This is a genomic window from Herbaspirillum sp. WKF16 (assembly GCF_028993615.1).
In the GTDB taxonomy this organism is placed as follows: Bacteria; Pseudomonadota; Gammaproteobacteria; order Burkholderiales; family Burkholderiaceae_D; genus Herbaspirillum.
The window spans coordinates 1,462,414-1,484,816 of the sequence record NZ_CP118632.1 but is presented as its reverse complement, the minus strand read 5'-3'; the positions used below and the strand labels follow the sequence as shown (position 1 = coordinate 1,484,816).

The following is a 22,403-nucleotide window of genomic DNA, read 5'->3' as shown; positions in this document are numbered from 1 at the left end:
TTATGCGGGCGGTATGCCCGATTGCAAGGCCCTGCGGCGCGACGGGCCGTCCAGCGCCCGCATCACCAGCAGCACCGGCAGCAGCCCCACCGCCACGATCGACAGCGCCGGCAGGGCCGCTTCGCCCAGACGCTCGTCGCGCGCCAGGTTGTGGGCGATCACGGCCAGGGTGTCGGTATCGAAGGGGCGCAGCAGCAAGGTCGCCGGCAATTCTTTCACCACGTCAACGAATACCATCAGCGCCGCCACCGCCAGCGAACGCCACAACAACGGCGCGTGCAGCCGCCAGGCAATGGCGCCGCGCGAACTGCCCAGGGTGCGCGCCGCCTCGTCCAGGCTGGCCGGGATGCGGGTGTAGCCGGACTCCACCGACTGCACCGCGACCGCCGTGAAGCGTACCAGATACGCATAGACCACGCCGATCGAGCTGGCCGTCAGCAGCACGCCCAGGCCGGACGCCGGCCACAGCGCCTGCAGCCAGGCCAGCGGCAGCAGGATGCCGATGGCGATCACCGAACCAGGAATCGCATAGCCCATCCCCGCCAGCCGCGCGGCCACGCGCAGCAGCCAACCGGCCACGCGCGACAAGCCGCCGGCGCGCTGGGCGAAACACAGCGACAACGCCAGCGCGATGGCCGCCAGCGCCGCCATGCCGCCGAAGCGGAAACTGTTCCACACCCAACCGGCATAGCGGCCGATATCGAACAGCGCCGCCGGGACATCGTCCAAACCGGTGGACGCGGCGCGTCCCAGCTCGCCCCACCAGAGCCGCAGCAGGATCAGCACCGGCAGCGCAAAACCCAGCAGCACCGGCAGCCCGCACACCAGCCAAGCGCATGCCGCCCGGCCGCCGGAAAGCGCAGGCAGGCGCGCCTCGGCGCCGTCGCCGACGCGCGCGCCGCGGGTACTGGCAAAGCGCATGCGCTGCTGCTCGCGCCGCTCCAGCCACAGCAGCGCTGCCACGAACAACAGCAGGGCCGAGGCGTACTGGGCCGCGGCGATGCGGTCGTCCAGCACTACCCAGGCCTTATAGATGCCGGTGGTGAAAGTGGTCAAGCCGAAGTAGGCCGAGACGCCATAGTCGGCCAGGGTCTCCATCAGGGCCAGCGCGGCGCCGGCCATCAGCGCCGGGCGCGCCAGCGGCAGCGCCACGCGCCGGATGCGTTCGGCCGGCGGCGTGCCCAGCATGCGCGCCGCTTCCATCAGGTGCGCGCCACGCTCGGAGAGCGCATTGCGCGCCAGCAGGTAGGCGTATGGATAGAGCGTGAAGACGAACATGAAGATGGCGCCGGGCAGGCCGCGCACGTCGAAGCGCGCGCCCGGGAACCAGGCCCGCAGGCTGCTCTGCACGACGCCCGCGTATTGCAGGAAATCGGTATAGGCATAGGCCGACACATAGGCCGGCATCGCCATCGGCAGCAGCAGCGCCCATGACAGGAAGCGCTTGCCGCGGAACTCGAAGAGGCTGATCGTCACCGCCGCTGCGCCGCCCACCAGCACCACCCCCAGCGTCACCATCAGCGCCAGCCAGCCCGAGGTGGCGAGGTAGGCCGGCAGCACGGTCTGCATCTGCAGGCGCAGGTTGTCGATGCCGGCGGCGTCCAGGCCGGACCAGGCGCCGAGGATGCCGAGGATGGGCAAGGCGATCAGGACTGCGAGCAAACCGATGATGTGCATGGGCGGTAAAGGCCGGTGACGGCGACGACGGTGGAAACGGGACGGTGCAGGCGCATGCGCTACACTCGGAGCAATGCGAATTGTAACCATTTGAGTGAGCGCCCCATGTATCTGGAAGTCCAACAGGTCAGCATCCGCTATCCCCGCAGCCCGGCGCCGGCGGTCGACGCCGTGTCGCTCCGGCTGCAGGCGGGCGAACTGGGTGTGCTGCTGGGCCCCTCGGGCAGCGGCAAGACCAGCCTCTTGCGCGCGGTCGCCGGGCTGGAGGCGGCGCAGTCCGGCCGCATCCTGCTGGATGGTCGCCTGCTGGAAGGCGACGGCGTCCGGGTGGCGGCCGAAGCGCGCCGCATCGGCATGGTGTTCCAGGACTTTGCGCTGTTCCCGCACCTGGACGTGGCCGCCAATGTCGGCTTCGGCCTGCGCGGCGTGGCGCGCGCCGAGCGGGCGCGCATCGTCGACGACATGCTGGCGCTGGTCGGCCTGCCCGAGGTGCGCGGCAAGTTCCCGCACCAGCTCTCCGGCGGCCAGCAGCAGCGCATCGCCCTGGCGCGCGCGCTGGCGCCGCGGCCCGGCCTGCTGCTGCTGGACGAGCCCTTCTCCAGCCTCGATGTGGAGCTGCGCGAGCGCCTGGCGCACGACGTGCGCGACATCCTCAAGCGCAGCGGCGCCACCGCCCTGATGGTGACCCACGACCAGATGGAAGCCTTCGCCGTCGGCGACGTCGTCGGCGTGATGCGGCAAGGCCGGCTGGAACAGTGGGATACGCCCTACGCCCTCTACCACCGCCCCGCCACGCGCTTCACGGCGGACTTCGTCGGCCATGGCGTGCTGCTGCAGGGCCGCCTGCTGGATACGGGGACGGCGGGTGAGATTGAAGTGGAGACTGCAGCCGGGCGGCTGCGATCGGGAAGCGGAAGTAGAACCGGTGGTGGAATTGAAGACGAAGCCGAAGCCGAAAGCGGAATCGGCGTCGACTCGCGCCATCCCGGGATGCCCGGCGCGGATGGACAGCCGGCGCAAAAAACAAAGGCCGCCGGCACAACGCCGGCGGCCCTGGAAACAATCCCGGAAACAACAATTGCGACCGCAAGCACCGGCTCAGGCGGCAGCCCCGGCATCGTCGAAGTGCTGCTGCGCGCCGACGACGTCATGCATGACGACGCGTCACCCTTCAAGGCGAAGGTCTTGCGCAAGTCCTTCCGCGGCGCGGAGTTCCTCTACACGCTGGAACTGGAAAACGGCCAGCAGCTGCTGTCGCTGGTTCCCTCGCATCACGACCATGCGATCGGCGAACGGATCGGCATACGGCTGGACGTCACGCATCTGGTGACCTTCCCGGCCGAACGTTCAGCGCACGACGCTATCGCTCGCTGAAGTCGACGATTCGCCCGCGTCCTGCGCAGCGCGTCCGCGCAGCACATCCATCACCTTGACGCACATGTCCGAGAGGCTGCGCTGGTCGCCCAGCGGGGTGGATGCCCCCTGCCCCATCCCGCCGCTGCCGAAAGGCACGACGCCGGCGGTGCGGCCGCCCTCGTCCACCACCAGCCAGTCGAGCGCGCGGCGCATCAGGCGCGGGCCTTGGACAGCACCAGCAACCAGCGGCGGAACAGCAGGATTTCAACATGGCCGGGCTGGATGCCGGCGCTGCATTCGATCAGGGGATTGACGCGGTAGCGACGCACGTAGGAGTCGCGGCAGATGAAGATTTCGCGGCGGCCCAGGCGGATGGTCAGCGAGGACGGGCTGGACGAAGCGACGCCGAAGCGGGCGTCGGAAGCAAGATCAAAGTGGCTCATGGCAGTGATTCCTCTTCTTGTCTGTAAGAGGCTTCACTGTAGCACAATCACTGTACAAATACACAGTATTTTTCATACAGTGGTTTTGCCGCGACGGCTCACTATACAACAATCCCGCGGCCGCCGGCCGAATGCCCCGTTCACGCCATGGCCTGGTGCTCCAGGCGGGTCCGCACGAAGCCGATGTGCTCGCGCAGCACGTAGAACTGGTCGGCGAAGGCCAGCGGCATCTTCATGCGGTTGACGGCGGCTTCGATCTCATCGAGCCGCTTGAGGATCTCGGCCTGCTCCTCGGGCGTCTCGCGCGAGATGCCGCGCTCCAGCGCGATCAGCTCGCCGTACATCCGGTAGATGCGCGAGCGGATGCGCCAGCCGTACAGCATCGGCACCAGGCGGATGCCGGGAATGAGCAGCAGGATCACCGGCAGCAGGATCACCACCGCCCGATCCACCAGGCTGGCCAGCCAGAACGGCAGCGTGCGGTAGAAGAAGGTCTTGCCCGACTTGTAGTAGCGCGCGGCGTCGTCGCTGACGCGGTACTCATGCTCCAGCGGCGCCGGGAACTCGCCGGCCTTCTGCATCACGTTGGCCTTGCCGTGCACTTCGTGCGCGGCCTCGATCAGCAGGTCGGAGAGCGCCGGGTGCAAATCTTCGCGCGCCACCAGCTCGGCCGTCGGCGCGATCAGCTGGGTGTCGCGCGCCGGCAGGTTGCGCGCCAGGTCGAACACGCCCATGGGCATCTTGAGGATGTTCAGGTAGCGGTAGCGCCGCACGTAAGCGTCGGCCTGCGAGAAATCCATCAGCCGGATGCCGGGCGCGCGCAGCAGCTTGCCCATGGTCGCCAGCGAGACCGAGTCGCCCATCAGGAAGGCGGCGTCGATCTTGCCCGAGGTCAGCGCCTGGGCCGCCTCGTCGCCGCCGATGTTGAGCAGCTCGGTGCCGCCGCCCTGCTCCACGCCGTTGGCCTTGAGCAGCGTCGCCGCCAGCACGCTGGAGCCGCTGCCGTCGCCGCCGATGGCGATGCGCTTGCCGGACAGCTCGGAGAGCTGGCGCAATGGCGGCGCCGCGCGGCCGTCCTCGCGCGGCGGCGGGCTGCGGTAGTAGACCGACACCGGCACGTACGAGATGCTGCCCAGCGACACCAGCGGCGAGAGGGCATCGGCTTCCACCGCGCCGGCCAGGCCGCCCTGCACGAAGCCCACATCGACGTCCTGGGCCGGATCGGCCAGGCGCTTGAGATTATCCAGCGAGCCGCCGGTTTCCACCAGGCTGAGCTTGATGCCGTCGCGCGCCAGGATGTCGCGGTAGCGCTCGGCCACGCGCCAGAAGTTGCTGTCCTTGGGGCCGGCGGCAATCGTGATGGACGACGGCGGCGCCGGCCGGATCAGCCAGATCACCAGCCACGCGCCCACCAGGATCAGCAGGATGAAGGGACCGAAGCTGACGGCCAGGTCGCGCCAGGAGATGGCGACGAAGCGCGCCTTGATGCGCGTGGCCGAAGGCTTGTAGGCGGAGAGTTTTTTGTCTTTGAGCATGCGCCCTATTTTAGAGCGTGTGCCGGCGAAATTGCGAGCCGGGTGAAAATCCGGCCCGGATCCGCAAGCCTGCTGCCCAAGCCTGCGCAATTGCGCAGACTTGGGGCCGGGCGACGATCAATACGTCTTGTAGGGCAGGAACTTGCCCGACAGCATCACGTTGACCCGGTCGCCGTTGGGATCGGCCTGGCGCTGGATGTCCATCTTGAAATCGATGGCGCTCATGATGCCGTCGCCGAACTCCTCGTGGATCAGCTCCTTGATGGTGCTGCCGTAGACGCTGACGATCTCGTACCAGCGGTAGATCAGCGGATCGGTCGGCACCGCCGTCGGCAGCGAACCCTTGTAGGGGACGATCTGCAGCCACAGGGTCTCCTCGTCGGTGAGACCGAACAGTTCCTGGGTGGCCGCCGCCTGCTTCGCGGTCAGCGTCATCTGGCCCAGCATGGCGGCGGTCGTCCACTCCTTGCTCTGGCCGATGCGCTCGGCGATCTGGGCCCAGGTCAGCTTGTTCCTGACCTTGGCGGTGACGATTTTCTGGGTGACTTGGTTGCGGTCCATGGTGCTCTCCTTGTGGATGAAATGAGGGGATGTGGATGAAGCTCAGGCTGCCGCCTGGGAAAAACCTGCCACGGCGCGGGCGTCGTCCGGCGCCGCGTCCAGTCCCGGCGCGACCACCAGGGTCGCCGGCGCCGGCCCGCCCCCGGCGAGCGCCGCCTGGATCTGCCTGGAGCGGTGCACCAGGAAATCGACCAGGTGGTTGCGGATGCGGTAGAACTGGGGATCGTGGTGCATCGATTCGCGCGTGCGCGTCTTGGGCATGGTGTTGACCACCACCTCGGCGATGCGAGCGCGCGGCCCGTTGGACATGAGGAAGATCTTGTCGGCCAGCAGGATCGCCTCGTCCACGTCGTGCGTGATCATGAACACGGTCTGGCGCGTGGCGGCGCAGATCTTGAGCAGCTCGTCCTGCACCACGCCGCGCGTCAAGGCGTCGAGCGCGCCGAAGGGCTCGTCCATGAGCAGCATCTTGGGTTCGATGGAGAACGCCCGGGCGATGCCCACGCGCTGCTTCATGCCGCCCGACAGTTCGGACGGCTTCTTGTGCTCCGCGCCGGCCAGTCCCACCATCGCGATGAAGCGGCGCGCGTGTTCCTCGGCCTGCGCGCGCGACCAGTCCGACCAGCGCGAACGCACCGCGAACACGACGTTGCCCAGCACCGTGAACCACGGCATCAGCGCATGGCTCTGGAACACCACGCCGCGGTCCAGGCTCGGCCCCTTGATCTCGCGCCCGTCCATGATCACCACCCCGCCGCTGGCCGCTTCCAGCCCTGCCAGCACGTTCAGGATAGTGGTCTTGCCGCAGCCCGAATGGCCGATCACGCAGACGAATTCGCCGCGCTCGATGCCGAAGGAGACCTGCTCGAACACCGGCGGCCCCTCGGCCGCATAGCGTTTCGACAGACCCTCGATGCTGAGGAAGTTCTTTTCCTTTTCCATGTCCGTCCGCCCTTCATTCCACGTAGGTGACCAGCTTCTGCAGGCGCGCGAACGCCAGGTCCAGCAGCATGCCGGTGGCGCCGATGACCAGGATCGCGAAGATCACGCTGGTCAGCGACAGGTTGTTCCACTCGTTCCAGACGAAGTAACCGATGCCGGTGCCGCCCACCAGCATCTCGGCGGCCACGATCACCAGCCAGGCGATGCCCATGGAAATGCGCATGCCGGTCAGGATGGTCGGCGCCGCCGCCGGCAGGATCACCAGGAAGGCGCGGCGCAGCGGCGCCACCTCCAGCGTCCTGGCGACGTTGAGCCAGTCGCGCCGCACCGAGGCCACGCCGAAGGCGGTGTTCATCAGCATCGGCCAGACCGAGCAGATGAAGATCACGAACACGCCCGACACCGAGGAATCCTTGATGGTGTACAAGGCCAACGGCATCCACGCCAGCGGCGAGATCGGCTTCAGGATCTGGATGAACGGGTTCAGGGCGCGCTGCATCAGCGGCGACATCCCCAGCAGGAAGCCCGCCGGGATCGCCACCAGCGCGGCGATGGCGAAGCCCAGGCCGACCCGCCCCAGCGAATGGCCGAGCTGGATGCCGATGCCCTTGTCGTTGGGGCCGTTGTCGTAGAAGGGATCGGCCAGTTCCTTGCGGATGGTCTGGCCCATCTGCGCCAGGCCGGGGAAGCCGTCGCTCTTGGCCGCCCCGCCGCCCTTGCCCATCAGCTTGGCGTACTCGTCCTGCGCCGCGCCGGCCGCGCTCTCCTTGGGCAGCGTGGCAATGTGCCACACCATCAGCAGGCAACCCAGCAGCAACAGCGAGATCAGCGCGGCGCGCCAGCCGGTCTTGCCGGCGTCCATCAGGCGCTCCTCTTGATGGCGAAGCTGCCGGCGTAGGCCTCCGCCTTGGCCGGGTCGAACTCCCGGCCCATGATGGTGTGCTTGCGATAGGCGCCTTCGGGCACCGGCTGGCCGAGCTCCTTCATGTATCTCTTGGCGTCGGTCAGCAGCAGCACTTTTTCGGCGATGGCCTTGTAGTCGACATCGCCCTTGATATAGCCCCAGCGCTTCATCTGGGTCAGGATCCACACCGCCATCGAATCCCACGGCACCGGATCGAAGTCGGCGCGCCCCGGCACGTTCTTGACGTTGCCCAGGCCGTCGGCGAAGCGGCCGGTCAGCACCTGCTCCACCACCGTCTCGGGCTGGTTGAGGTAGGCCGCCGGCGAGATCACCTTGGCCACCAGCGAACGGTTGGCCGGGTCGCGCGCCATGGCGGCGGCGGTCAGCACCGAGCGGAACAGCGCGGCGAAGGTATTGGGATTCTGCCTGACGAATTCCTCGGAGGTACCGAAGGCGCAGCACGGGTGGCCGTCCCAGATCTCCTTGGAGAGGATGTGGATGAAGCCGACCTCGTCATACACCGCGCGCTGGTTGAACGGATCGGGGCCGAGGAAGCCGTCGATGTTGCCCGCGCGCAGGTTGGCCACCATCTCGGGCGGAGGCGTGACGCGGATCTGCACGTCGCGGTCCGGATCCAGGCCGTGCTCGGCCAGGTAGTAGCGCAGCAGGAAGTTGTGCATCGAGTACTCGAAGGGCACGGCGAACTTGAAGCCCTTCCACTGCTTAGGGTCGCGCTTGTCCTTGTGCTTGACGTGCAGCGTGATGGCCTGGCCATTGATGTTCTGGATGGTGGCGATGCGCATCGGCGCCACGTTGCTGCCCACGCCCATGGACATGGCCAGCGGCATCGGCGAGAGGAAGTGCGAGGCGTCGTGCTCCTTGTTGATCATCTTGTCGCGGATCAGCGCCCAGCCGGCGGTCTTGTTGAGCGAGACGTTCAGGCCCTGCTTGCGGTAGAAGCCCAGCGGGTCGGCCATGATCAGCGGCGCCGCGCAGGTGATGGCGATGAAGCCGATCTTCAAATCCTTCTTCTCCAGCGCGCCGTTCTTCTCCTGCGCCATGGCCTGCAATGCGCCCAGCGGCAGCACGCTGGCGATCGCCGCGCGCGCAGTGTTCTTGCCGACCGCGCGCAGGAAGTCGCGGCGCTCTGCCATGCGCGGGAAGAGCGCGCGCATGACCGACTCTTCGACCACGTCCTCGGTCAGCGCCCCGACGTCCCGCGCACGCAGCGCCTCCTGCTCGTCGTCGTGCTGGCGCTGGCTGCCGTGGCGGCCGCAGGAGCAGCCGGCGCCGGCGCGCTCGGCGTCGTAGGTGTGGAAGATATTGTGTTCTGGTGCTTTCGGCATGATTCCCCCGTTTGGTGAGTGTGAGGCGGCGTGCTGCGATACCGTCCACCATGTGCAAGGGATTTGCCAGCGGGGGAAATAGCGTCATCCTGCGACGACGCCTTGTAGTGGAACCACTACACGCAAGGAGCAAGGCCGGCTCATCACGCCGGTGCGAAGAGGCTGCCATCCTGTCGCAAGCCGGGATGACGGAGCAATGGCGACTACACCGGCATCAACTGATGCCGCACCGCATACATCGCGATGCCCACGTCGTTGGAGGCCCCGGTCTTCTCCAGGATGCGCGCGCGGTAGGTGCTCACCGTATTGGGGCTCAGCCCCAGCTGGTCGGCGATTTCCTTGACGCTGCGTCCGGCGGCGATCAGCTGGAACACCTGGTGCTCGCGGTGCGACAGGCTCTCGTGCGGGGCGCGCTCATGCGAGGAGGAGCGCGCGCTCAGTTCGGAGGCCAGCGTCTCGGCCATCTGCGGGCTGACATAGACGCCGCCGCCGGCTGCCTTGCGGATGGCCGCCACCAGTTGCTCGGTGTCGGCGCTCTTGTTCAGATAGCCGGCCGCGCCCAGCTTGTGGCAACGCGCGGCGTACTGCTTCTCGGGATAGGTGGAGAGCATCAGCACCGGCAGCCGCGGCATCTCCTGCTTGATCTGGCGCAGCACGTCCAGGCCGTCCTGCTGCGGGATGGCGATGTCCAGCAGCACCAGGTCGATGGCCTCGACGCGCGCCTTGTGCATCACCTCGGGGCCGCTGGCGCACTCGGCGGCGACCTCGATGTCGGGCGTGTCGGCCAGGATCTGCTTCAGGCCCTCGCGCACGATGCGGTGGTCGTCGCACAGCAGGATGCGGATGGTGTCGGTGCTCGCGTTCATCATCGGGGTCCGCTTTCTTGTCCGTGTGGCATCAGTTGCGGTGGATCAACGGCAGGCGCAGGCATACCAGCGTGCCCGGCGCGCCATCATCTGGTGCAAATGGCGCAGGGCGCGCACCAGCGATGCTCAATGCGCCACCGAAGTGCAGCGCGCGCTCGCGCATGCCCATCACGCCGTAGGAAGTGGTTGCCTCCAGCGCGCCGCGCGCCGCGCCCACGCCGTTGTCTTCCACCTCCATCACCAGCTCCGCGGGCGTCAGGCGCACCGCGATGCGCACCGCGCTGGCCTGCGCATGGCGCGCCACGTTGGAGAGCATTTCCTGGAAGATGCGGAAGGCCGCCGTGGCCTTGGCGCCGTCCGGCACGAAGGCCGCCGGCGCGATGTCGAACTCCACCTCGCAGGGCAATTCGGTAGCCTCGGAGAACTCCTGCACCTGCCACTCCAGCGCCGCGATCAGGCCCTGGTGGTCGAGGATGCTGGGGCGCAGGTCGGTGATGATGCGCCCCACGTTGTCCACTGCCGTCTCGATCATCCGGTTCATCGCGGCGCACTTGCGCGCCACCGGCTCGCGGTCGTCGACGCGCTTGACCATCCAGTTCACGTCCAGCTTCAGCGCCACCAGCAGGCTGCCCAGCTCGTCGTGGATCTCGCGCGCGATGCGGGTGCGCTCGTCCTCGCGCACCGAGTGCGCGTGCGCCGACAGCTCGCGCACCTGCTTCAGCGCCGCCGACAGCTCGCGCGTGCGCTCGGCCACGCGCAGCTCCAGCTCTGCCTTGGCGCGCTGCAACTGTTCCTCGGCCTGGCGCCGCTTGGAAATATCGCTGAAGGTGATCACCGCCCCGCGCACCTGGCCGCCGTCGACGATCTGGTGCGACGAGTATTCCACCGGGAAGAAACTGCCGTCGGCGCGCCAGAACACTTCCTGGTCGACCCGGCACGACTCGCCCTTGCGGAAGGCCTTCAGGATCGGGCATTCCTCCTCCGGATAGTGATCGCCATGCTCATGGCTGTGATGGGCAAGCTCATGCATGTTCTTGCCCAGCACCTGCTCCACGCGATAGCCAAGCATGTCGGCGCCGGCGCGGTTGATGAAGGTGCAGCGGCCGTCGAGGTCGATGCCGTAGATGCCTTCGCCGGTGGAGTCCAGCAGCAGGGTGAGCTTGTCCCGCAGCGGATCGGAATCGCTGCCGGCGCCGGCGCGGACGTCTGGAATAAACGGCATCATGCCGGCATGGTGAGCAAAGGACATGCCACATGCGAAAAAAAAGCCGCCCGGGGGCGGCTTTCTTCCTGCGGCGATCCGGGTCACGGCATGTACTGCCCGCCGTTGACCTCGATGATCTGTCCCGTCACGTAGCCCGACATCTGATCCGAGGCCAGGTAGAGGAAGGCGCCGCTGCATTCGTCGGGCTCGCCGACGCGGCCCATCGGGATGGATTTGCGGAAGCCTTCCATCTGCTCGGCAGTGGAGAAGCGGTCGTGGAAGGGGGTCACGATCACGCCCGGCGCCACCGCGTTGACGCGGATCTTGTCGACCACCAGCTCCTTGGCCATGCCGCGCGTGATGGTGCTCACGAAGCCCTTGGAGGCCGCGTAGATCAGCGCGCCGGGGCCGCCGCCGTGGCGCGCCGCCACCGAGGTGACGTTGATGATGTTGCCGCCGCCCTGCTTGCGCATGATGGGGATCACGGCGCGCGTGAAGGCCACCACCGAACGCGAATTGATGGCGATGATGTCGTCGAACAGTTCGTCGGTGACCTTCTCCAGCGGCTCGCGCTTGACCAGGCTGCCGGCGTTGTTGATCAGCACGTCGATGCGGCCGAGCTGCTCGACCGCGCTGGCCACCGCCTTGTTGATGGCATTGCTGTCGCGCACGTCGGCGCCGATGGTGATGGCTTTGCTGCCGGTCTCGCGCACGTCGGCGGCGACCAGCTCGGCCTCCTTGGCCGAACTGTTGTAGTGGACCACGACGTGCGCGCCGCGGGCGCCGAAGGCGCGCGCGGCGGCCGCGCCGATGCCGGTGCTCGCACCGCTGATGAAGACGACTTTTCCAGCCAGGTCTAGCATGCTGTTCTCCTGTGAATATGAAACGCAAACGGGGGGTTGATCGTTCATGCTCCGGCTTGTGGAATGGGCGCCCTGGGCCCTGCCGGTATCGCTTGTTCTGCTTGCCTGTATCGGGCGTCGCCGGCGCGGGGCGCGGCGAAGGTGCTGCCGCGCCGCCGTTGTGGAAAGCCGCCGGCGCAGGTCCGGCGGCAACGGCGGCGCTTCGGGATTGCTCAGTCGTGCACCGACTCGTCCTTGCTGCCGGCCGCGCCGCGATAAGCGTCGCGCACGTGCAGCAGGTGGTTGCGCATGGCGTCGGAGGCCTTCTGCGGATCGCGCGCCTTGAGCGCGTCCAGGATCTCGCGGTGATCTTGCAGGCTGCGCTCCAGCGTGGCCGGGATGCGCGAGGTGATGGTGCGGCTCTTCTTGCCCAGCATGTACAGGCTGCCGGCGATGCTTTGCAGGAACGGATTGTCGCAGGCCTCGATGATGGCCTCGTGGAACTCGACGTCGGCCGCGGCGAAGGCGGCCGGGTCGGACAACAGGCGCGCCTCGTCTTCCACGTTGGCCACCAGCCGGTTGAGCTCGGCATCGGCGATGTGGGTGGCGGCCAGCGCGGCCACGCCGGTCTCGATGATCAGGCGCGCGTCGAACAGCGCCTCCAGCGTGCCGGCGTTCAGGTCGATGATCATCTCCAGCGGTTCCAGCAGCTCGCGCGTCTCCAGCGAGCTGACGAAGGTGCCCTCGCCCTGGCGGATGCGCAGCAGGCCCAGCAGCGCCAGGCCGCGGATGGCCTCGCGCACCGCCGGCCGACCCACGCCCAGCATGGCCGCCAGCTCGCGCTCGGGGGGCAGCTGCTGATCCGGCTTGAGAAGGCCGCTGCGGATCATGGTCAGCAAGCGCTGGGCGACTTGCTCGGAAATGGACTTCTGGACGATGGGATCAAAAGACATGCTGTCGGGATGAGTGCCTAAGGGTCGGATGAATCATTGCCATGCAGGCAATGTCTTGCTGGCCGCCGGCCGCGCCGGGAAAGGTAAGACCAATGGCTGTGGAGGATAGGTACCCGGCAGGGAAGTGTCAAGCGGCGGGAATCCCTGCTGCAGTGCGGGAGAGCGTGCGCCGGCGGGCGCTGTTCATCCCGCCGGCGCATGCGCTACCATGGACGGCGCCGCGAGCGATCCTGCGCGCGGCGCATCCATGCCATCCATGAAGCCAAGCGCCATGCCTCCCGCCGTCGACATCCGCCCCGCCGGCAAGCTGACCGATACCGTCTACGCCAGCCTGCGCGACGACATCTATGCCTTCCGCCTGCTGCCCGGCGACCGCTTCGCCGAGAACGACGTGGCCGAGCGGCTGCAGGTCTCGCGCACGCCGGTGCGCGAGGCGCTGATGCGGCTGCAGAGCGAAGGACTGGTGCGCGGCCATTTCCGCAACGGCTGGGAGGTGGTGCCGATCGACCTGGCGCGCTTCGCGTCGCTGTACGAGCTGCGCGAGATGATCGAGCTGCACGCGGTGGGCAAGCTGTGCTCGCCGCGCGTGAGCGCCGCCGCGCGCCGCGCGCTGGTCAGGGAGCTGGGCGCGGCCTGGCAGGTCAAGCCCGGCAAGCGCCTGGACGACGGACTGGCGGTGGCGGCGCTCGACGAGCGCTTCCATTGCGCGCTGGTGACGGCCGCCGGCAATCCCGAAACCGATGCGGTATACCGGCAGCTCACCGATCAGCTGCGCATCATGCGCCGGCTCGACTTCGCCTACGGCGACTGCATCGCCGACACCTATGACGAGCACGCCGCCATCCTCGACGCCATCGCCCGCTCCGACGCCGGGCAGGCCGCCGGGCTGATCGCCCGCCACATCGAGGACAGCCACGCGGTGGTCGAACGCCTCACCATCGAGCGCCTGGAACAGGTGCGCACCACCGCGGCGCAAGCCGCGCCTGCCCAAGCGGCCATGTCGGCGCGCCGCAAACGCTTCGGCTGACATCTCCGGCCCGGGACGCATCCGCCCCGGCCCCTCTGCCCCTCGCGTCTTCGCCCTCGCCGGGCTGCCATCGCTTGTCCGTCCGGCCGGCTTTTCTCCAATGGCATGAAACCTGCTTTTGCTTGCACAGGATTTATGTATGCATAAATTCATGCGACCGGCCCGGCGCCATCGCCCAAGCCCTGCCATCCGGATCCCGAACCAGGAGAAACGCCTCATGAGCACCCTCACCCAAACCGCCCCGGCCAGCGCGCACGGCCTGCTGCGCAACCGCTGGTTCCAGCTGTTCATCGGACTCGTCTGCATGATGGCGATCTCCAGCCCGCAGTATGTCTGGACGCTGTTCACCAAGCCGCTGACCGCCAAGCTGGGCGTGCCGCTGTCCGAATTGCAAATCACCTTCTCGATGCTGATCGTGCTGCAGACCTTCTTCTCGCCGTTCCAGGGCAGCCTGATCGAGCGCTTCGGCGCGCGCCGCCTGATCGCCATCGGCACCTTCATGTCCGGCCTGTCGTGGATCCTGGCCTCGCAGGTCTCCAGCATCGGCATGTTCTACCTGGCCTACGGCCTGGTCGGCGGCCTGGGCACCGGCATCGTGTATGTCGGCGTGGTGGGCCAGATGGTGCGCTGGTTCCCGGACCGCCGCGGCTTTGCCGTGGGCATGGTGGCGGCCGGCTACGGCATGGGCGCGATCCTCACCACCTTCCCGATCGCCAGCTCGCTGGCCGCCTCCGGCCTGGAGACCACGTTCTGGCAATTCGGCCTGCTGTTCGCCGTGGTCGGCGTAATCGCCGCCCAGGCGCTGCGCTCGCCCGACGCCGGGCAAACCGCCGCCATGCCGGCGCCGGCCATCGCCGCCAGCGCGCACGACCTGGCGCCGCGCCAGATGCTGCGCACGCCGCTGTTCTGGCTGATGTTCGTGATGATGACCATGATGTCCACCTCGGGCCTGATGGTGACCTCGCAGATGGCCACCTTCGCGCGCGACTTCGGCGTGGCCAACGTGATGGTGTTCGGCCTGGCCGCGCTGCCGCTGGCGCTGACCATCGACCGCCTGACCAACGGCCTGACGCGTCCCTTCTTCGGCTGGGTCTCGGACCGCTGGGGCCGCGAGAACACCATGTTCGTGGCCTTCGCGCTGGAAGGCGTGGCCATGGCGCTGTGGCTGGCCACGCGCGACAACGCGGTGCTGTTCGTGCTGCTCTCGGGCGTGGTGTTCTTCGGCTGGGGCGAGATCTTCTCGCTGTTCCCCTCGACCCTGACCGACACCTTCGGCACCCGCAACGCCACCGCCAACTACGGCTGGCTGTACATCTCGCAGGGCATCGGCTCCATCTTCGGCGGCCCGCTGGCGGCGATGATGCACGAGAAGACCGGCAGCTGGCATCCGGTGTTCGGCACCGCCATCACGCTCGACATCCTGGCCGCCTGCCTGGCGCTGCTGGTGTTGAAACCATGGCGCGCGCGCTACCTGGCGCGCGCCGCCAGATAAGCGCTTACCCTTCCCCATGAAAAATGCCGGCGCGATGCCGGCATTTTTTATGGCAGGGTGATGGCCGCGGCGATGCGCTCGGAGACTGAACGACACTGGGTTCCTGCTTTCGCAGGAACGACAGGCTGATCGCATTTCCACCGGCGTCGCCCCTGCGAAAGCAGGGGCCCAGCGTCGTTCGTCGCGCACTGAGGAATATCAGTAAGCGCTGGCCTGGTCCAGCAATGCAATATCCTCGGCCGACAACGTCAACTGAGTCGCCTTCACCAGCGCGTCGAGCTGCTGCAGCGAGGTCGCGCTGGCGATCGGCGCGGTCACGCTGGGACGCGCGATCAGCCATGCCAGCGCGACCGACGCCTGGGTGCTCTCCAGTCGCTGCGACACGGCGTCCAGCGCCGCGAGGATCTTCAGCCCGCGTTCGTTCAGGTAGCCCTTGACGCGGCCGCCGCGCGCGGCGCTCTTGCCGAGGTCGGCCTCGGAGCGGTACTTGCCGCTCAGGAAGCCGCTGGCCAGCGAATAGAAACCGATCACGCCCACGCCGTGCTCGAGGCAGTACGGCTCCAGCTCGCGCTCGAACGCGGCGCGCTCGATCAGGCTGTACTCCGGCTGCAGCGTCTGGTACAGCGGCAGGCCCAGCTTCTCGCCGGCCTCGCGCGCCTCGGCCAGGCGCTTCACGTCGTAGTTGGAGGCGCCGATGATGCGCACCTTGCCCTGCTTCACCAGCGTGCCGTAGGCCTCCAGCGTCTCTTCGAAGGGCGTGGACTTGTCGTCGTCGTGCGACTGGTAGAGGTCGATATGGTCGGTCTGCAGGCGACGCAGCGAATCCTCCACGGCGCGCAGGATGTAGTCCTTCTTCAGGCCCACGCGGCCCTCGCCCATGTCCTTGCCGACCTTGGTGGCGATCACCACGCGGTCGCGCCGGCCGCCCTGGGCCAGCCACTTGCCGATGATGGTCTCGGATTCGCCGCCCCGGTTGCCCGGCACCCAGCGCGAGTAGACGTCGGCCGTATCGATCAGGTTCAGGCCGGACTCGACGAACTTGTCGAGGATGGAAAAGGAAGTCTTCTCGTCGATGCTCCAGCCGAAGACGTTGCCGCCGAAGGCCAGCGGCGCCACGGCGATGTCGGATTTGCCAAGCTTGCGTTGCTGCATGGAATGCTCCTGGTTGTTGGCCCGCGCGGACGAATTGAAGGGGGGAGGATGAGATGCGCTGCCGCGCGCGGGCGGATGGGCGAAAACCTGATCGGCCATTTTATTCCGCCGCTGCAATATCTGCTGGCGGCCCGCGTCTTCTATACTTGCAACTTCAGCCGATGGCGCCGGTCACAACCGGCCCACTTTCGCCGCACGCCGACAAGAACGCCAAGAAAGACCAGAACCCGCAACAATGGAAATCGTTTTCACCGTCCTCATCCTGCTGCTCGCCGTTGCCGTCTCCGGCGTCGTGGCGCGCCTGATGCCCTTCAAGCTGCCGCTGCCGCTGTTCCAGATCGCGCTGGGCGCGGTGCTGGCGCTGCCGCTGTTCGGCCTGAAGATCAGCTTCGATCCCGAGCTGTTCCTGCTGCTGTTCATCCCGCCGCTGCTGTTTACCGACGGCTGGCGCATGCCCAAGCGCGAGTTCTTCCGCCTGGCACGTCCCATCCTGGCGCTGGCGCTGGGGCTGGTGCTGTTCACCGTGGTCGGGGTCGGCTACTTCATCCACTGGATGATCCCGGTGATCTCGCTGCCTTCCGCCTTCGCGCTGGCCGCGGTGCTCTCCCCCACCGACGCGGTGGCGGTGTCCTCCATCATCGGCAAGGGCCGCCTGCCGGCCTCGATGCAGCACGTGCTGGAGGGCGAGGCGCTGATGAACGACGCCTCCGGCCTGGTGGCCTTCAAGTTCGCCCTGGCCGCGGTGATCACCGGCAGCTTCTCGCTGGTGGACGCCAGCCTGTCCTTCGTGCTGATCTCGGTGGGCGGCATCGCGGTGGGCCTGATCGTGGCCTGGGGCTTCGGGCTGATCCGCCGCAAGATCATCGAATGGGCCGGCGACGAGCCCGGCATCCAGGTGGTGCTGCTGATACTGATCCCCTTCACTGCCTACATCTTCGCCGAGCATTTCGATCTGTCGGGCATCCTGGCAGCGGTCGCCGCCGGCATGCTGATGCCCTACATCGAAACCGCCGGCGGCGAATCGGCCGCCACCCGCATGCAGGGCCGCAGCATCATGACCATGATGGAGTTCGTCTTCAACGGCATGTCGTTCCTGCTGCTGGGCCTGCAGCTGCCGGGCATCGTCAGCCTGGCGCACGTCGATGCGAAGATGGCCGGCAACGTGCCGGTGTGGCACCTGTTCGTCTACATCCTGGCCATCACGGCGGCGCTGATCGTGCTGCGCTTCTTCTGGGTCTGGATCAACCTGCGCATGCGCCGCTTCGCCTCGGCCCTGCGCGGCCAGAGCGGGCGCAACCGCAAGTTCGACCTGCGCCTGATCAGCATCACCGCGCTCTCGGGCGTGCGCGGCGCGATCACGCTGGCCGGCGTGATGTCGATCCCGCTGCTGCTGAAGGAACACACGCCCTTCCCGGCGCGCGACCTGCTGATCTTCCTGGCCACCGGCGTGATCGTGTGCTCGCTGCTGTTCGGCAGCTTCCTGCTGCCGTGGATGCTCAAGGACCTGCAGCTGGACGCCGAGGTCAAGCGTCGCCGCGCGGAAGAAATGAGCGCGCGCATGCGGCTCTCGGAAGCCGCGGTGCGCAGCATCGAGGGCGCCCAGGAGCGCATCGGCGCCAGCCTCGACGAGACCGACCTGGCGCTCCTGACCGAAGTCAGCGGCAGCCTGCTGGCGACCTACCGCATGCGCATGAACGCCGAGAGCGATTCCGAGGAAACCCAGCGCGCCGCCAACCGCTTCAAGCAGTTCGAGCGCGAGCTGCGGCTGGAGGCGATCCGCGCCGAGCGCCTGGAGGTGCACTACCTGCGCGCCGAGCAGCGCATCAACGACGAGACCTTCCTGATGCTGATCAACCAGATCGACATGGCCGAAACCTGGCTGCTCGGTTCGCTCAACGCCTCGGACTGATGCGCGCCGGCGGCGCGCAAAAACAAAAGCCCGCACGGCCGATGCCGTGCGGGCTTTTTCGATTCTTCAGCGGAGAATGCTCAGGCGACCGAGTTGACCGTGGTGCCGATGATCTCGCCGGTGGCGTTGCGCGAGATCTGCTCGCGGCGGTTGCGGTCTTCGCGCGCGGTTTCGGCGCGCTTCTCGTCAGCCTGGATTTCTTCCAGGCGACGCTGTTCGGCCTGCTGCGCCATGCGCGCTTCGTCGGTGCGGCGAACCTGGTCCGGATCGGTGGCCTTGCCGGTGGACGTGGTGTTGCCGTTGGGATTTGGGATGACGGCGCTGACGGCGGCGGCAAGATCGATGGGCATGGTGGGCTCCCTGTTGCTGGTGTTCGGTTTATGTCCAGGTACTGTGCAATGCTTCAGGTCGCCATGTTACGCCTATTGCCGCGCTGCGCCACTCAGGAAATCCACTAGACGACAAAAAAACCTCAGATTGCGCGCGCGATGTTATTTGCCCTGCAACCCTGGCGCCCCCAAAACATGTCGGCCAGGCAATGAACATGGCAAAAAGGCAAAGCCGCTGCGAGGATCAGTGACAGTCGGGCACGTTCTGGTCGAGATAAACCTCAAAGGCGACGCTGTTGACCCACTTCTTCTTCACGCCGGCCCAATAGGCCTCGTTCCAGCGCGCCGCAGCCTGCCTGATCGCGGCCAGGTCGGCGGCATCCGCGCCGCGCACCTGGAGCACCAGGTTGCGGCGACCGGTCGGCGCCAGCTGGGCCGAGAACTTCTTCCATTCCGGCAGCTTGAGCAGCTCCTTCATCATGGCGTCGTCGTGCACGCCGGCGTCGCATTCGCCGACGCGTACCGCCAGCAGCGAATCGGCCGGCGCGCGCATCAGCTTCTCGATGGCGCCATAGCGCGCGGCCAGGGTGCCGACGTAGGGCGAACCTTGCGAGACGCACACGGTGCGGCCCTTCAGGTCTTCCCATTTGCGAATGGTGGTGTCGGTGCGCATGATGGCCATGCCGCCGGCGCTGTAGCCGGTCGGGATGATCACGGCGCCGGCAGGGGCATCGCCTTCCGCCGCCAGCGTGATGGCCAGGTCCGGACGGGCACTCTTCAGCGCCTGCAAGGCGCCGCCGGGGGCGTTGCCCTGGTAGTCGGCCTTGAGCTTGAACTGGGCCGCGAGGTCATCGGCCAGCACGGTGTCGGGACTTTCCGGCGTGCGGAATTTCATGCCGCCCTTGTACGGCGGGGGGACGTAGTCCAGTCCCACGCGCAGGGCGCCGCCCTGCTGGGCGGCGTCGAGCACGCCCGCCTGCGCGACGGCGGCGAACAGGCAGGCCAGCGGCAGCAGTAACAGGCGCGGCATCATGGCGTAATCAGACGTATTGGTAGCGCAACAGGCGATGCTTCAGGTTTTCCAGGATCACCTGGTCGATCAGCGCGGCAAGGATGGCGATGGTCAGGATGTTGGCCATCACGCCCACCATGTCGGCGGTCTCGCCGGAATAGGCCAGCGTGCGGCCCAGGCCCTTGCCGAAACCGACCAGCATCTCGGCCGAGATCAGCGCGCGCCAGGCGTTGCCGAAGGCCAGCTGGGCGCCGGTGATCAGCTCCGGCATCACCGCCGGCAGGTACACGCGGCGCAGCATGCCGGCGCGCGAAGCGCCCATCACGCGGGCCGCCGAGACATGCACCTGCAGCACGCTCTCGGTGGCGTTCATCACCGACAGCGCGGCCGGGAAGAAGGCGGCGATGGCGACCACCACGATCATCGGCAGGTTGCCGAAGCCCATCAGGATCAGGAACAGCGGCACCCAGGCGATCGAGGGGATCGACTGCAGGATCACGATGGCCGACTTCAGCACTTCGCGGAAGAAGAACAGCACGGCGCCGATCAGGCCGAAGCCGATGCCGAACAGCAGCGCCGAACCGTAGCCCAGGCCCAGCCGGTAAAGGCTGCCGAACAAGGCCTGGCGGAAGTTGCTGGACTGCACCTCCTCGAACAGCCGCACCGCCACCGACGGCACGCCCGGCATCAGGAAGGACGGCAGCGACCAGGCCGCGATCTGCCACATCAACAGGATGAATGCGATCGCCAGGAGCATGGCGAGCTTCTTACGGTAACCGGTAACGCGGCGCTGTGAACTCATAAGTCTTGATACTTATAAATGACGATGGCCGGAAACCTCCGGCCAGGAAAAACGGATGCGGAAACCCGCGCGGCGATCTTGCCGTCGCCGCGCCGGCGATTACAGCTTGCGCGCTTGCTGCCAGGACAGGTCGGTGATCGAATTCACGTCGAACGGCTTGCCGTCGCGCGTCTTCAATGCGCCCTGTTCCTGCAGGATGTTGGAGATTTCCTGCATGCGGTCCTGATCCTTCTTCGAGATCTTCGGGGTGAAGGTCTGGCTCTTGATGGCGTCGCGGATCACGTCTTCGCGCAGCAGTTCGCCATGCTTCAAGGTCTTCAGGGTCGGCTCGGCGATGAAGTAGCCTGCGATCAGCTTGGAAGCCTCGGCGGGTTTCTTCTGCAGCAGCGCGATGGCGTCGCGTTGCGCGTCCAGCGACTTCCAGACGGCGTCGCGCTTCTTCTTCAGCGTATCGCCGGAGGTGATCACCACCATGCAGGGGAAGGGCCAGACTTCGCCGATTTCATAGATCTGCTTGACCGGCGCGATCAGCTGGGCGATGCGCGCCTGCGGCTCGAACAGGAAGGCGGCGTCGACGCGCTTGCCCACCAGCGACTGCACCGCCACCTGCGGCGAGACGCCCATCACGTTCACGTCGTCCGGCTTGACGCCGGCGTCCTTCAGGACCACGCCCTTCAGGACGGTATCGGCGGTGCTGCCCTCAGCCTGCGAGGCCAGGGTCTTGCCCTTCAGATCGGCCACCTTGTTGATGCCCGAATCCTCGCGCGCCACCAGCGCGTGATAGCCCAGCTGCGCGCCGCCCACCACCTTCAGGTCCGCGCCCTTGGAGGCCCAGGCCACGGCGTTGGAGAAGCCGAACACGCCGCTGTCGAGCTGGCCGCCGACGATGGCCTTGACCAGGTCGGTGCCGGACTTGAACTCGATCAGTTCCACATCCAGGCCGTACTTCTTGTAGAGGCCGGCTTCATAGGCGGCCATCGCCTGGGCGTCGTCCATCACGCGCAGGTAGCCGATCTTGAACTTTTCCAGCGCCATGGCGTTGTTGGCGAAGGCCAGTGCGGCCAAGGCGGGAACCAGGATGCGTGCGAGTTTCATACTCCAACCCCTTCTAATGTTTTTGAAAATTCATCCTGCTCGGCATGGATGCCCAGCAGGCAGAGTATCTCGCGGCGGATGGCCGCGAATTCGGACAGGTCGTGCGTCTTGTCGTGGTGCACCAGGTTGAACTCCTTGAGCACCTTGGCCGGGCGCGGGCTGAACACGAAGATGCGGTCGGCCAGGAACAGCGCCTCGTCGACATCGTGCGTCACCAGCAGCACGGTCGGGCCCTGCTGGCGAATCAGGTCGCGCAGCGCGTCCTGCAGCGTCATGCGGGTCAGCGCGTCGAGCGCGCCGAAGGGCTCATCGAGCAGCAACGCGCGCGGCTTGGAGATGAAGGCGCGCGCCAGGGCCGCGCGCTGGCGCATGCCGCCCGAGACCTGGTGCGGATAGTAGTGTTCGAAACCCTTGAGCTTGACGTTGTCCAGCCAGGCGCGCGCCTGCTGCGCCGCCTGCTTCTTGTCGACCTTCTGGAACTCCAGCGCCAGCGCCACGTTCTGCTCCAGCGTCAGCCACGGGTAGAGCGCGTTCTCCTGGAACATCAGGGTGCGCTCGGGGTTCGGGCCGCGGATCTCCTGGCCGTCGCCGGTGACCGATCCGGCGCTGGCTTTTTCCAGGCCGGCGGCCATGTGCAGCAAGGTCGACTTGCCGCAGCCGGAGGGGCCGACCAATGCGACCAGCTCACCCGATTCGATCTCGCGGGTGAATTCCTCGATCACGTGCAGGTCGCCGAAACGCTTGGCGACGTTGTTGAAAGATAGCTTCATGTCGTCCGGCGGCCGCCATGGCCGCTCGCTGTGGAATTGGGTGTGGAAAGGGAGAAAGGCTGGCGACGGCCCGGGCCGGAATGGATGCGGTTGCGGCATGGCGCCGTCTTGTCCTGCATCGCGGGCGGGATCCCCCATTTATTTCAGTGTGGCACTGTACTGTTGCCCGCCAGTCAAGACAACTAT

22 protein-coding genes are annotated in these 22,403 nt (G+C 67.0%); 4 read left to right on the top strand and 18 right to left on the bottom strand.

Annotated features, from left to right (window positions below; genetic code table 11):
• Positions 1–1,677 (bottom strand): ABC transporter permease, encoded by a 1,677-nt coding sequence (locus Herbaro_RS06610; protein WP_275013035.1) that lies wholly within the window; start codon positions 1,675–1,677, stop codon positions 1–3.
• A gap of 105 nt (positions 1,678–1,782) precedes the next feature.
• Here Herbaro_RS06610 and Herbaro_RS06605 point away from each other — a divergent pair, with 105 nt between their 5' ends.
• Positions 1,783–3,051 (top strand): ABC transporter ATP-binding protein, encoded by a 1,269-nt coding sequence (locus tag Herbaro_RS06605; RefSeq protein WP_275013034.1) that lies wholly within the window; start codon positions 1,783–1,785, stop codon positions 3,049–3,051.
• Here Herbaro_RS06605 and Herbaro_RS06600 read toward each other — a convergent pair.
• The 11 genes from Herbaro_RS06600 to Herbaro_RS06550 all read right to left on the bottom strand — a co-directional run bounded on the left by Herbaro_RS06600 (position 3,025) and on the right by Herbaro_RS06550 (position 12,629).
• Entirely contained in the window at positions 3,025–3,246 is a 222-nt protein-coding gene (locus tag Herbaro_RS06600) for a hypothetical protein (RefSeq protein WP_275013033.1), read from the bottom strand. The genes Herbaro_RS06605 and Herbaro_RS06600 overlap by 27 nt on opposite strands.
• Positions 3,246–3,476 (bottom strand): hypothetical protein, encoded by a 231-nt coding sequence (locus Herbaro_RS06595; RefSeq protein ID WP_275013032.1) that lies wholly within the window; start codon positions 3,474–3,476, stop codon positions 3,246–3,248. Before Herbaro_RS06595 ends, Herbaro_RS06600 begins: the two co-directional genes overlap by 1 nt.
• Positions 3,477–3,616: 140 nt before the next feature.
• Complete coding sequence (locus Herbaro_RS06590) at positions 3,617–5,011, bottom strand: TAXI family TRAP transporter solute-binding subunit (protein WP_275013031.1); 1,395 nt, start codon at positions 5,009–5,011, stop codon at positions 3,617–3,619.
• Positions 5,012–5,128: 117 nt separating this feature from the next.
• The gene (gene cynS / locus Herbaro_RS06585; RefSeq protein WP_275013030.1) at positions 5,129–5,572 is read right to left on the bottom strand and encodes a cyanase; all 444 of its coding nucleotides are present in this window, start codon (positions 5,570–5,572) and stop codon (positions 5,129–5,131) included.
• A 42-nt stretch (positions 5,573–5,614) separates the two neighbouring features.
• A complete protein-coding gene (locus tag Herbaro_RS06580; protein ID WP_275013029.1) occupies positions 5,615–6,514 on the bottom strand; it encodes an ABC transporter ATP-binding protein in 900 nt (299 codons plus the stop codon).
• Positions 6,515–6,527: 13 nt separating this feature from the next.
• On the bottom strand, positions 6,528–7,376 hold the full coding sequence (gene ntrB / locus Herbaro_RS06575; RefSeq protein ID WP_275013028.1) for a nitrate ABC transporter permease: 849 nt from the start codon (positions 7,374–7,376) through the stop codon (positions 6,528–6,530).
• Positions 7,376–8,764, bottom strand: coding sequence for a CmpA/NrtA family ABC transporter substrate-binding protein (locus Herbaro_RS06570; RefSeq protein WP_275013027.1), 1,389 nt, complete (start codon positions 8,762–8,764; stop codon positions 7,376–7,378). The genes ntrB and Herbaro_RS06570 overlap by 1 nt, the downstream gene beginning before the upstream one ends.
• A gap of 203 nt (positions 8,765–8,967) precedes the next feature.
• A complete protein-coding gene (locus Herbaro_RS06565) occupies positions 8,968–9,630 on the bottom strand; it encodes a response regulator (RefSeq protein WP_275013026.1) in 663 nt (220 codons plus the stop codon).
• 31 nt (positions 9,631–9,661) lie between these two features.
• Positions 9,662–10,855: a sensor histidine kinase gene (locus Herbaro_RS06560; RefSeq protein ID WP_275013973.1), complete on the bottom strand. Its 1,194-nt coding sequence runs from the start codon at positions 10,853–10,855 to the stop codon at positions 9,662–9,664.
• 80 nt (positions 10,856–10,935) lie between these two features.
• Positions 10,936–11,697, bottom strand: coding sequence for an SDR family NAD(P)-dependent oxidoreductase (locus Herbaro_RS06555; protein WP_275013025.1), 762 nt, complete (start codon positions 11,695–11,697; stop codon positions 10,936–10,938).
• 212 nt (positions 11,698–11,909) lie between these two features.
• Entirely contained in the window at positions 11,910–12,629 is a 720-nt protein-coding gene (locus Herbaro_RS06550; protein WP_275013024.1) for a FadR/GntR family transcriptional regulator, read from the bottom strand.
• Between the two features lie 271 nt (positions 12,630–12,900).
• Here Herbaro_RS06550 and Herbaro_RS06545 point away from each other — a divergent pair, with 271 nt between their 5' ends.
• Both Herbaro_RS06545 and oxlT read left to right on the top strand, forming a co-directional pair.
• Positions 12,901–13,656: a GntR family transcriptional regulator gene (locus Herbaro_RS06545; protein WP_275013023.1), complete on the top strand. Its 756-nt coding sequence runs from the start codon at positions 12,901–12,903 to the stop codon at positions 13,654–13,656.
• Positions 13,657–13,873: 217 nt separating this feature from the next.
• Complete coding sequence (oxlT, locus tag Herbaro_RS06540) at positions 13,874–15,148, top strand: oxalate/formate MFS antiporter (RefSeq protein ID WP_275013022.1); 1,275 nt, start codon at positions 13,874–13,876, stop codon at positions 15,146–15,148.
• Between the two features lie 198 nt (positions 15,149–15,346).
• Here the strand turns inward: oxlT and Herbaro_RS06535 are convergent, their stop codons facing one another.
• Complete coding sequence (locus Herbaro_RS06535) at positions 15,347–16,300, bottom strand: aldo/keto reductase (protein ID WP_275013021.1); 954 nt, start codon at positions 16,298–16,300, stop codon at positions 15,347–15,349.
• A 235-nt stretch (positions 16,301–16,535) separates the two neighbouring features.
• Between Herbaro_RS06535 and Herbaro_RS06530 the strand changes: the two genes are divergently transcribed.
• Positions 16,536–18,209: a Na+/H+ antiporter gene (locus tag Herbaro_RS06530; RefSeq protein WP_275013020.1), complete on the top strand. Its 1,674-nt coding sequence runs from the start codon at positions 16,536–16,538 to the stop codon at positions 18,207–18,209.
• Positions 18,210–18,289: 80 nt separating this feature from the next.
• On the opposite strand, the gene Herbaro_RS06525 is transcribed toward Herbaro_RS06530, so the two are convergent.
• The 5 genes from Herbaro_RS06525 to Herbaro_RS06505 all read right to left on the bottom strand — a co-directional run bounded on the left by Herbaro_RS06525 (position 18,290) and on the right by Herbaro_RS06505 (position 22,217).
• A complete protein-coding gene (locus Herbaro_RS06525) occupies positions 18,290–18,559 on the bottom strand; it encodes a hypothetical protein (RefSeq protein WP_275013019.1) in 270 nt (89 codons plus the stop codon).
• Between the two features lie 223 nt (positions 18,560–18,782).
• A complete protein-coding gene (locus Herbaro_RS06520) occupies positions 18,783–19,571 on the bottom strand; it encodes a type 2 periplasmic-binding domain-containing protein (RefSeq protein ID WP_275013018.1) in 789 nt (262 codons plus the stop codon).
• Positions 19,572–19,578: 7 nt separating this feature from the next.
• On the bottom strand, positions 19,579–20,352 hold the full coding sequence (locus Herbaro_RS06515) for an ABC transporter permease (protein ID WP_275013017.1): 774 nt from the start codon (positions 20,350–20,352) through the stop codon (positions 19,579–19,581).
• Between the two features lie 99 nt (positions 20,353–20,451).
• Positions 20,452–21,447, bottom strand: a complete 996-nt coding sequence (locus tag Herbaro_RS06510; RefSeq protein WP_275013016.1) for an ABC transporter substrate-binding protein — start codon at positions 21,445–21,447, stop codon at positions 20,452–20,454.
• Positions 21,444–22,217, bottom strand: a complete 774-nt coding sequence (locus tag Herbaro_RS06505) for an ABC transporter ATP-binding protein (RefSeq protein WP_275013015.1) — start codon at positions 22,215–22,217, stop codon at positions 21,444–21,446. The genes Herbaro_RS06510 and Herbaro_RS06505 overlap by 4 nt, the downstream gene beginning before the upstream one ends.
• Between the last annotated feature and the right edge of the window lie 186 nt (positions 22,218–22,403).